General features: G+C 68.2%; 11 protein-coding genes and 1 pseudogene. 5 read left to right on the plus strand and 7 right to left on the minus strand.

The features are described from left to right. From AC6RA4_RS02485 to arsJ, 4 genes are all read left to right on the plus strand, one after another. Window positions 1-561: bifunctional enoyl-CoA hydratase/phosphate acetyltransferase (locus AC6RA4_RS02485; protein ID WP_500157069.1), on the plus strand; the 561-nt coding region annotated here is incomplete at its 5' end. 242 nt (window positions 562-803) lie between these two features. Beyond that, window positions 804-1652: an arsenate reductase/protein-tyrosine-phosphatase family protein gene (locus AC6RA4_RS02490; RefSeq protein WP_500157071.1), complete on the plus strand. Its 849-nt coding sequence runs from the start codon at window positions 804-806 to the stop codon at window positions 1650-1652. Further along, window positions 1649-2647, plus strand: a complete 999-nt coding sequence (locus AC6RA4_RS02495; RefSeq protein ID WP_500157073.1) for an ArsJ-associated glyceraldehyde-3-phosphate dehydrogenase — start codon at window positions 1649-1651, stop codon at window positions 2645-2647. Before AC6RA4_RS02490 ends, AC6RA4_RS02495 begins: the two co-directional genes overlap by 4 nt. Window positions 2648-2709: 62 nt before the next feature. Continuing rightward, complete coding sequence (gene arsJ, locus AC6RA4_RS02500) at window positions 2710-3978, plus strand: organoarsenical effux MFS transporter ArsJ (protein ID WP_500157075.1); 1269 nt, start codon at window positions 2710-2712, stop codon at window positions 3976-3978. A gap of 13 nt (window positions 3979-3991) precedes the next feature. Here the strand turns inward: arsJ and AC6RA4_RS02505 are convergent, their stop codons facing one another. From AC6RA4_RS02505 to AC6RA4_RS02520, 4 genes are read right to left on the minus strand one after another with little or no spacing between them, the layout of a single operon-like run. Then, window positions 3992-5116: an ABC transporter permease gene (locus tag AC6RA4_RS02505; RefSeq protein ID WP_500157077.1), complete on the minus strand. Its 1125-nt coding sequence runs from the start codon at window positions 5114-5116 to the stop codon at window positions 3992-3994. Then, complete coding sequence (locus tag AC6RA4_RS02510) at window positions 5113-6036, minus strand: ABC transporter ATP-binding protein (RefSeq protein WP_500157079.1); 924 nt, start codon at window positions 6034-6036, stop codon at window positions 5113-5115. Before AC6RA4_RS02510 ends, AC6RA4_RS02505 begins: the two co-directional genes overlap by 4 nt. After that, on the minus strand, window positions 6033-6986 hold the full coding sequence (locus AC6RA4_RS02515) for an HlyD family secretion protein (protein ID WP_500157081.1): 954 nt from the start codon (window positions 6984-6986) through the stop codon (window positions 6033-6035). Before AC6RA4_RS02515 ends, AC6RA4_RS02510 begins: the two co-directional genes overlap by 4 nt. After that, a complete protein-coding gene (locus AC6RA4_RS02520; RefSeq protein WP_500157083.1) occupies window positions 6983-7654 on the minus strand; it encodes a CerR family C-terminal domain-containing protein in 672 nt (223 codons plus the stop codon). Before AC6RA4_RS02520 ends, AC6RA4_RS02515 begins: the two co-directional genes overlap by 4 nt. Window positions 7655-7800: 146 nt before the next feature. Here AC6RA4_RS02520 and AC6RA4_RS02525 point away from each other — a divergent pair, with 146 nt between their 5' ends. After that, complete coding sequence (locus AC6RA4_RS02525) at window positions 7801-9540, plus strand: PHA/PHB synthase family protein (protein ID WP_500157085.1); 1740 nt, start codon at window positions 7801-7803, stop codon at window positions 9538-9540. Here the strand turns inward: AC6RA4_RS02525 and AC6RA4_RS02530 are convergent. The 3 genes and pseudogenes from AC6RA4_RS02530 to AC6RA4_RS02540 form a co-directional block, all read right to left on the minus strand. Beyond that, complete coding sequence (locus AC6RA4_RS02530) at window positions 9531-9869, minus strand: phasin family protein (protein WP_500157087.1); 339 nt, start codon at window positions 9867-9869, stop codon at window positions 9531-9533. The genes AC6RA4_RS02525 and AC6RA4_RS02530 overlap by 10 nt on opposite strands. 76 nt (window positions 9870-9945) lie before the next feature. Next, window positions 9946-10230, minus strand: a complete 285-nt coding sequence (locus AC6RA4_RS02535) for a YrhK family protein (RefSeq protein ID WP_500157089.1) — start codon at window positions 10228-10230, stop codon at window positions 9946-9948. Between the two features lie 69 nt (window positions 10231-10299). After that, window positions 10300-10419, minus strand: a pseudogene (locus AC6RA4_RS02540) (phenylalanine--tRNA ligase subunit alpha); the annotation flags it as partial.

Raw genomic sequence — 10419 nt, forward strand, 5'->3', positions numbered from 1 at the left:
CGCTTCACCCATATCTTCGTGATGGACGTGCCGGGCCAGCCGCACCCGCTGCTGGTCACCGATGCGGCGATCAACATCGCCCCCGATCTCAAGACCAAGGTCGACATCACCCAGAACGCCATCGACCTCGCGATCTCGCTCGGCATCGAGCAGCCCAAGGTCGGCGTGCTCTCGGCCACCGAAACGGTGAACCCCGACATCCCCTCCTCGATCGACGCGGCGCTGCTGTCGAAGATGGCCGATCGCGGCCAGATCACCGGCGGGCTGGTCGAAGGCCCGCTGGCGATGGACAACGCCGTCGATATCGCCGCGGCGCGCACCAAGGGCATCACTTCGGCGGTGGCCGGTCATGCCGAGATCCTCGTGGCGCCGAACCTCGACGCCGGCAACATGCTGGCCAAGCAGCTGACCTATATCTCCCACGCCGAAGCCGCGGGGCTGGTGCTGGGCGCGCGGGTGCCGATCATCCTCAACAGCCGCTCCGACGACGACATGAGCCGCCTCGCCTCCTGCGCGGTGGCGGCGCTGCACCACGCGCGAATGAGCGGCAAGCTGGGCTGAGGCGAGCGCGCCCGGACGGGCTGCGCATCGCGGCGCTGGTTCGGCGCGGGCTCGCTGTCGAGCCCGCGCTTTTTTGGTCCGCCTCGAAGCCTGACACGCGTCGACAAGAGAAAGTCTCGCGATGACGGCCCCATGACGGCCCAGCTCACGCGCGCCATGTCCGCGTCGTTCCGATCAGCCCTCAAGCTCTGTCATCAACTCTTCACTTGCCCGAATCCAGACGTTTCCATAATTCATGAAATATGGAAGCGATACGATTCGAACAGCTCAGCACCCTCAGCCATCCGCAGCGCATGGACCTGTTTCGCCTACTCATGCGGCGCTACCCCGACGCGCTGCCGGCGGGGGAAATCACCGACGTTCTGGGGCTCAAACCCAGCACGGCCTCGGTCTACCTTTCGGCCCTGCGCGAGGCCGGCCTGATCACCCAGACCCGGGTCGGGCGCTCGCTGCTCTACCGGGCCAACATCGCGGCGCTGCGCGGCCTCGTGGGCTTCCTGTTCCACGATTGTTGCCGGGGGCGGCCGGATCTCTGCCCGCCCGAGGCGCTCGCCAGCCTGCAAGGAGGACCAGCCATGTCCGACGGGAAATACAACGTGCTCTTCATCTGCACCGGCAATTCCGCGCGCTCGATCATCGCCGAGACGCTGCTGCGCGAACTCGCAAGCGACCGCTTCAACGCCTTCTCGGCCGGCACCAGGCCCTATTCCGAGCTCAACCCTATCGCGCTCGCCACGCTGCACGACAAGGGCTTCAAGACCGACGGGCTGCGGGCCAAGAACATCTCGGAGTTTCAGGCCGCTGAGGCACCGAAGATGGATTTTGTCTTCACCGTCTGCGACCGCGCGGCAAACGAGGACTGCCCCGCCTGGGCCGGCCAGCCGATCAGCGCCCATTGGGGCCTGCCCGACCCGGTCAAGGCCACCGGCACCGAGGCCGAGAAGAGCCTCGCCTTCCAGCAGGTCTACGGCATGCTCAAGCATCGCCTCTCGGCCTTCACCGCCCTTCCGATCGAGGCGCTCGACCGGATTTCCCTGCAACAGGCAGTCGACAAGATCGGCCAGACCGAGACCGAGGACCTCGCGCAATGACCACTTACGCACTGAACGGGCTTGGCCGCATGGGCAAGCTCGCCCTCCGCCCGCTGCTGGAGAAAGGCGCCAAGATCGCCTGGATCAACGACGCCGTGGGCGACCCGGAAATGCACGCCCACCTGCTCGAGTTCGACACCGTGCACGGACGCTGGGAGGCCGATTTCTCGCATGACGCCGACAGCATCAGCATCGATGGCACCCGCCTGCCGGTGCATTGCGAGAAGCGGCTCGAGGATCTGCCGCTCGAGGGCGTGGACGTGGTCATCGACTGCACCGGCGTGTTCAAGACCGAGGCCAAGCTCGCCCCCTATTTCGACGCCGGCGTGAAGAAGGTTGTGGTCTCTGCCCCGGTGAAGGACGGCCCGACCGCGAATATCGTCTTTGGCGTCAACAACGAGGCCTACGATCCGGCGCGCCACAGCATCGTGACGGCGGCGAGCTGCACCACCAACTGCCTCGCACCGGTGGTGAAGGTCGTGCACGAAAATCTCGGCATCAAGCACGGCATGATCACCACGATCCACGACGTGACCAACACCCAGACCATCGTTGACCGCCCCGCCAAGGATCTGCGCCGCGCCCGCTCGGCGCTGAACTCGCTGATCCCCACCAGCACCGGCAGCGCCACCGCGATCACGCTGATCTACCCCGAGCTCAAGGGCCGGCTGAACGGCCACGCCGTGCGCGTGCCGCTGCTCAACGCCTCTCTGACCGACTGCGTCTTCGAGCTCGAGCGCGAGACCACGGTCGAGGAGGTCAACGCGCTCTTCGAGGCGGCAGCGACCGGCCCGCTCAAGGGCATCCTCGGCTACGAGACCCGCCCGCTGGTGAGCTGCGACTATGTCAACGATCCGCGCTCGAGCATCGTCGATGCGCAATCGACGATGGTGGTCAACGGCACCCAGCTCAAGGTCTACGCCTGGTACGACAACGAGTGGGGCTACGCCAACCGCCTCGCCGACGTGGCGCTGATGGTGGGCGCGTCGCTCTGACACGCGCCCGTCATCCTGAGCCGCTAGGCCATCAAAGACCGTAGAAAGCGACGAAAGCCCCCATGACCGACGCCCCCGAGAGACCGCTCGCGGCCTATATCGCCGTCACCGCCGCCTACTGGGCCTTCATGCTCACCGACGGCGCGCTGCGGATGCTGGTGCTGCTGCATTTCCACACGCTCGGCTTCTCGCCGGTGCAGCTCGCCTATCTCTTCGTGCTCTACGAGATCGCGGGCGTGGTGACCAACCTCTCGGCGGGCTGGATCGCGGCGCGCTTCGGGCTGACCTCGACGCTCTATGCCGGCCTGAGCCTGCAGGTGCTGGCGCTGCTGGCGCTGGCGCAGCTCGATCCGGAATGGGCGATCGGGGCCTCGGTGGCCTTCGTGATGCTGGTGCAGGGCGCCTCTGGCGTCGCCAAGGATCTGGCCAAGATGTCGTCGAAATCGGCGGTGAAGCTGCTCGCGCCGAAGGGCGAGGATGGGCTCTTCCGCTGGGTCGCGGCGCTCACCGGCTCGAAGAACGCGGTGAAGGGGCTGGGCTTCCTGCTCGGCGCGGCGCTCCTGGGGCTGGCGGGCTTCGTACCGTCCGTGCTCGCCATGGCGGGGGTGCTGGCGGCGATCCTCGTGGCGGTGGCGCTGCGCATGCCCAAGGGCCTGCCCACGGGACGCAAGGACGCCAAGTTCCGCGAGGTGCTGTCGAAGAACCGCAACGTCAACTGGCTGAGCTTCGCGCGGGTGTTTCTGTTCGGTGCCCGCGACGTCTGGTTCGTGGTCGGCATCCCGATCTATTTCTACGCCGTGCTGTCGGACGGCAGCGAGGCGGGCAACCGCGTGGCCTTCTTCACCATCGGCAGCTTCATGGCGCTGTGGATCATCCTCTACGGCGCGGTGCAGGCGGCGGCGCCCCGGCTGCTGAAGGCGAAGCAGCGTGGCGAGGCGCCGCTGGTCAGCGACGCGCGGCACTGGGCGCTGGCGCTCTTCGTGGTGCCGGCGCTGCTCGCGGGCCTGGTGGCGCTCGCGGGCGCGCCCGCGCCGTGGCTGACCGCGAGCCTCGTGGCCGGGCTGCTGGTCTTCGGGGCGATCTTCGCGGTGAACTCCTCGCTGCATTCCTACCTCATCCTTGCCTTCACCGAGGACAGCCGGGTGACGATGGATGTGGGCTTCTACTACATGGCCAACGCCGCCGGGCGGCTTCTGGGCACGGTGCTGTCGGGCGCAAGCTACCAGCTTGGCGGGCTGCCGCTCTGCCTTGGCACCGCTGCGGTGATGGTGGCGCTGAGCGCCTGGGGCGCGGGCCGGCTGCGCCCGCATCCCGCCGGGGCCACTGCCTGAGGCCCGGTGCGCCTCAGTCCAGCGTCCGGCGGAACCGCAGCAGCGCCGCCAGCGACAGCACCAGCACGAACAGCCCCAGCGCCGCGAGCGATTGCGCCACCGTCGCAGCGTCCGCCCCCTTCAGCATCACCGAGCGGATCAGCCGCAGGAAATGCGTGAGCGGAAAGATCTCGCCCAGCGTCTGCGCCCAGCCTGGCATGCCGCGGAACGGGAACATGAAGCCCGAAAGCATGATCGAGGGCAGGAAGAAGAAGAAGGTGAGCTGCATCGCCTGCATCTGGGTCCGCGCCACGGTCGAGATCAGGTAGCCGAGGATCACCAGCGCCAGCACGAAGACGAAGATCCCCAGAAGGATCACCGACAGGTGCCCGACCATCGGGATCGAGAAGATCAGCTTCGCGGCGACCAGCACCACGACCACTTGCACCGCCCCCACGCCCAGATAGGGCACCACCTTGCCCAGCATGATCTCGAGCGGCGTGGCCGGCATCGAGAGCAGGTTTTCCATGGTGCCGCGCTCGGTCTCGCGCGTCAGCGCCATCGCGGTCATCATCACCATGGTGAGCTGCAGGATCACCCCCAGCAGACCCGGCACGATGTTGTACTGCGTCACGCCCTCGGGGTTGTAGCGCTTGTGCACCACGACCGAGAGCGCGCCCTCGTCGGCCCCGGCGCTACCGGTCTCGCGCTGCAGCGCCTGCTGCGCCACCGTGCCGAGGGTCGAGATCGCGCCCGAGGCCACCGACGGATCCGTGGCGTCGGCCTCGATGAGGATGGTCGGCGCGTCGCCGCGCTCCACCCGGCGGCCGAAATCCGACGGCACCGTCACCACGAACACAACGTCCCCGCGCGAGATCATCGCCTCGGCCTCCGCCGCCGTCGCGTCGGGCGCAATGAAGCGGTAATAGCCCGTGAGTTCCAGCGCGGTGACCATGGCGCGGGTGAAGCGGTCCTGCGTGGGTGCGACCAGCGCCGCCGGCAGCTCCTTGGGATCGGTGTTGATGGCAAAGCCGAAGAGCATGAGCTGCACCAGCGGGATGCCGATCATCATCGCAAAGGTCACCCGGTCGCGGCGCATCTGGATGGTCTCCTTGACCAGCAGCGCCCAGAGCCGGGCGAGAGAGAGCACCCGGGTCATGACATATTGTCCTTCGCGTCGCCCATGAGCTGGATGAACACGTCCTCGAGGCTGGTCTCGGCCTCGGCCATCTGTGTGCCGGTCTCGCGCGTCACTTGCGCAACCGCGCGGTGCAGCGCCGCGCCGTCACGCCCCACCACGTGCAGGGTGCTGCCGAAGGGCGCGATCTGGTCGACCCCCTCGGCCCCGCGCAAGGCCCGCGCCGCCGCATCGGTGTGCTTGCCCGTCACCACCACCGTGGTCAGCCCGGCGTCGCGCACCACCTCGGCCACGGTGCCCCGCGCCACCAGCCGGCCATAGGAGATGTAGTTGATGCGGTGGCAGCGCTCGGCCTCGTCCATGTAGTGGGTCGAGACCAGCACCGTCAGCCCGTCCGCAGCCAGCCGGTGGATCTCGTCCCAGAAATCGCGCCGCGCCTTGGGATCGACCCCGGCGGTGGGCTCGTCGAGCATCAGAAGCTTGGGCCGGTGCATGACGCAGGCGGCGAGCGCCAGCCGCTGCTTCCAGCCGCCCGAGAGCGCGCCGGCAAGCTGCCCCCGGCGGCTGTAGAGCCCGAGATCCTGCAGCGTCTCGCGCACCACCTGCCGCCGCCCGCGCATCCGGTAGAGCCCGGCGACGAAGTTGAGGTTCTCCTCGATGGTGAGATCCTCGTAGAACGAGAAGCGCTGGGTCATGTAGCCGACCTCGCGCTTGATCGCGCCCCGGTCGCGGGTGATGTCATGCCCCAGCACGCGGCCGGTGCCGCCATCGGGCTCGAGCAACCCGCACATCAGCCGGATCGTCGTGGTCTTGCCCGAGCCGTTCGGCCCGAGGAAGCCCGCGATCTCGCCGGTTTCGACGCTGAGCGACACCCGGTCGACCACGGTCTTGTCGCCGAAGCGCTTGGTCAGGTCGGTGACCGTTATGGCGGGCGTGCTCACCGCGCCGCCTCCACCAGCGAGACATCGACGATCTGCCCGGGCTTGAGGCTGTTCTCCACCGTGGGGTGGGCCTCGACGAGGTAGACCAGCTTTTGCCGGTTCTCGAGCGAGTAGATCACCGGCGGGGTGAACTCGGCCTCGTCGGCAATGTAGGTCACCCGCGCCTTCAGCCCGTCGCCGCAGCCGTCGCAATTCACCGCGAGCAAGGCTCCGACCGAGACCCGCGCGAACTCGGTCTCGGGCAGGTAGAGCCGCAGCTTCACCGCCCCGTCCGCCAGCATCGACAGCACCGGCGCCGAGGGGCCCGCGAGCTCGCCCGCGTGGCGGATCACGTCGTAGACCGTGCCATGGGCCGGCGCCGTGAGCCGGCGCTGGTCGAGCTCCCAGCGGGCCTTGTCGCGCGCCGCCTCTGCGCCCTCGACCGCGGCCTTGCCGGCGGCGATCTCCTGCGCGCGGGCGGGCAGCCTTGCGACCGCGAGCTCGGCCTCGACCTGCGCCACCTGCGCCTCGGCGACCTTGGCGGCGGTGACCGCGTCGTCGCGCTGGCTTTGCGTCGCGGCGCCGCGCGCGGCCAGTTGCTCCATGCGCGCCTCGGTGCGGGCGGCATCCTCGGCCTGCGCCTGCGCCGAGGCCAGCGTCGCCTCGATGGCCCGGATCTCGGCCGGGCGCTTGCCCTCCTGCAGGTCCATCAGCTGGCTCTTGGCCTGCGCCAGGGCCGCCTCGGCCTGCGCCAGCGCGATCTCGGCGTCCTGCTGCTCCATCGCCACCAGCTGCTGACCGGCCTCGACCGTGTCGCCGCTCGCCACCTCGACGCTGCGAACCTGCGCCGTGGCGACCGGGGCGATCACGGTGAAATCGCCCTCGACATAACCGGTGGCCAGAGGGCCCGGCGCGGCGCAGGCGGTGAACAGCGCCGAGGCAAAGGGCAATGCACAGAGAAATCCGGTCATATCCGGCTCCTTTCGATGGCGGCGCGCAGCTGCGCCACGAGCGTGTCGGCGATGCGCGCGGCCTCGTTCGGGCCGACCGTCTCCCAGCCCATGGCGCGGCGCACCACCGGCTGGCCGATGCGGAAATAGAGCGCCTGCCCGATGGTCGCGAAGACCGAGAGCCGCACCGCCTCGCTGTCGGGGTCCTGCCCGGTGGCGGTGGCCCAGAGGATGCAGAGCTCGCGATGCTTGGGGCCGATGAGATCGTCGTAGAGCACCTCGACGATGCGCTCGCCGCTGCTCAGCTCGCGCACGAGGAAGCCGACCATGGCGCGCACCTCCTCGCCACCGGTGAGCAACATCGCCGCCAGCCCCCGCAGCGTGGCCTCGAGCGTCGCCAGCGCGGCCTCGGGCGAGATGGCCCCGTGATCGCGCGGCGCGCCCACCGCCTGCGCGATGCGAGCGGCGGCGGCGTGGGCGCAGGCCTCGTGCAGCCCGGCCTTGCCGCCGAAGTGATAGGCGATGGAGGCCACGTTGGTGCCGGCGTGCTGGGCCAGCCGCCGGGTGCTGGTGCCGGCATAGCCTTCGGTCCCGAACAGGGCAAAGCCCGCCGCGATCAGGTTTCGGCGAGTCGCCTCGGCGGGGCTGTCGGCCTCGGGAGCGGGCGAGAGGGGTGAGTCGGTGGTCATGGTGGCGAGTATAAATCAAACGATTGATCAATACATCCATCCCGTTTCCGCCAACATCCCGGAATGTTTCTCAAAGGGACGCAACGTCACGTTGCGGCTTGCGCCGGATCAAGGCGTTTTCCACAGGATCGTGGCACCCCGGAGGCATGGAACATGCTGGTCACCTCACCCCCGCCGAAGCCGTCCCCGCCAGGGAGTCCCAATCGCATGACGCCATCGACCGCGCCTATCACGCGGCGCTCGGCAGCCTGACCGGGGGGCTCTCCCCGATGGGGCTCGCGACCGCGTGGTTCGACTGGGCGGCGCATCTGGCGGGCTCGCCCGCCAAGCAGGCGGCGCTTCAGGAGCGCGCCGTCGCCAACGCCGCCAAGGCGTTTCAGGCCGCGATCAGCTGCCCCGTCCGCCCCGAGAGCACCGGCTGCGCCGCCATGGCCGCCGACAAGCGCTTTCGCGACGAGGAATGGCAGCGCTATCCGCACAACCTGCTCGCGCAGTGGTTCCTGCTCACCGAGGACTGGTGGAACGCGGCCACCAGCGAGGTGCAGGGCATGTCGCCGCGTCACGCCCAGATCACCAATTTCGCCGCCCGCCAGACGCTCGACATGCTGGCGCCGTCAAACTACGCGCTGACCAACCCGGTGGTGCTCGACCGGACCCGGGAAGAGCACGGCGCCAACCTGCTGCGCGGCTTCCGCAACTGGATGGACGATTTCGCCCGCGATGCCGAGGGCGCGCCGCCGGATACCGGCGGTTACAAGGTCGGAGAGAACATGGCCACGACGCCCGGCGAAGTGGTCTATCGCAACCGGCTGATCGAGCTGATCCGCTACCGCCCGACCACCGAGACGGTACAGGCCGAGCCGCTGCTGATCGTGCCGGCCTGGATCATGAAATACTACATCCTCGACCTGTCGGCGCATAACTCGATGGTGCGTTTCCTGCTCGATCAGGGCATCGAGGTCTACATGATCTCGTGGCTGAACCCGGGCGAGGAGGACGCCGAGCTGGGGCTCGAGGATTACGTGCGCCTCGGCATCTTCGAGGCCCTCGGGGTGATCGGCGACGCGGTACCCGGTCAGAAGATCCACGCCGCGGGCTACTGCCTCGGCGGCACGCTCCTGTCGATCGCCGCCGCCACCATGGCGCGCGACGGCGACGACCGCCTTGCCTCGCTGACGCTGCTTGCCGCGCAGGTGGATTTCACCGAGGCCGGCGAGATCACCTTGTTCATCGACGACAGCCAGGTCGCCTTCCTCGAAGACATCATGGCCGAGCAGGGCTACCTGAAGTCCGACCAGATGGCCGGCGCCTTCCAGATGCTGCGCTCGAACGACCTGATCTGGTCGCGCACGATCCGCGAATACCTGCTTGGCGAGCGTGGCAGCATGAACGACCTGATGGCGTGGAACGCCGATGCCACGCGGATGCCGGCACGGATGCATACCGAGTACCTGCGCCAGCTCTTCCTCGAGAACCGGCTGGCGCTGGGACAGTACGAGTTCGGCGGGCGTCCGATTTCGCTGGAGGATATCGAGGTGCCGGTCTTCGCGGTCGGCACCGAAAAGGACCACGTGGCACCGTGGCGCTCGGCCTGGAAGATCACCCGCTTCGCCGACGGTCCGAACACATTCCTGCTCACCAGCGGCGGGCACAACGCCGGGATCGTCTCGGAACCCGGCCACCCGCGGCGGCACTACCGCATCGGCGCGGTGCCGGGCCACGCGACGGATCCCGATCTGTGGATGTCGGCACATCCGGCCCATGACGGCTCGTGGTGGCCGGCATGGACCGAATGGCTGGCGGCGCGCTCCTCCGACCGCCGCCCCGCCGAGCTGGCGCCACTGCCCTCGCTGGGCGCGGCGCCGGGGCGATACGTCTACGGCTGACCGGCGCGCGGGAACCAGCAGTGATCGAGAATCTCGGTCACGCGCCCCATATGCGCCCGGTAATCCGAAATTGCCTGCCGGAAGAACGCGGCCTGGATCTGGGCGAGTTCCGCCGGGCTGCGGCTGTGCAGGATCTCGTGCTGGGTTTCCACATCGGCGCGGATCCGGTCGGCATAGAAGCTCTGCATCTCGCTGCCGAGATCGAGCCATGCATCCACCATGTCGGTGGCGGCGAAGGGCTCGAGGCTCCAGCGGATGCGGAACTCCTTCGGGGTCGGTTCCGGGGTCGCGTCAGTCTGCAGGCGGTCTTTCATGACGATGCTGTTCATGGTCTCCTCCACGCTCATAATCGTGGATTGTACCAGCCTGGGAGAGTCGCCGCCTTGATCCCTGTCAGTCGTCGGGTCAGTCGCTTTCGGCCCGCTCTGCCAGCGTCTCGATCTGGCCCATCCGGTAGAGCTTGATCTCCCGCGCCAGCCGCAGCGTCGGCTTGGCCATGAACAGCACCGAGCCCACGGTGAAGAGCCAGATCGCCGGTGTCTCGTATTTCGGAAAGAAGAACAGCACCGACCCGATGGTGAAGCAGACCGCGGCGCCGAAATCGACGAGCGTGTGGGCGATCTCGAACAGCGCATAGATCCGCCGGGTGTCGGCGTTGCGCTGGCGGTTGTCGTGGTTGAAGAGCTTCATCGCAGGACGTTCCTTAGGTCGGGAGGCGTTTCCCCCGACCTTAGGTCACGTGCCCGCGAAGGCCAGAGATCAGCGCGACAGCCCGCCCCTGATCGTCGGCACGTCGAGCGAAGCAAAGCCGTAATGGCGCAGCCAGCGCAGGTCGCTGTCGAAGAAGGCGCGCAGGTCGGGGATGCCGTATTTCAGCAT

The organism is Salipiger sp., assembly GCF_059781815.1.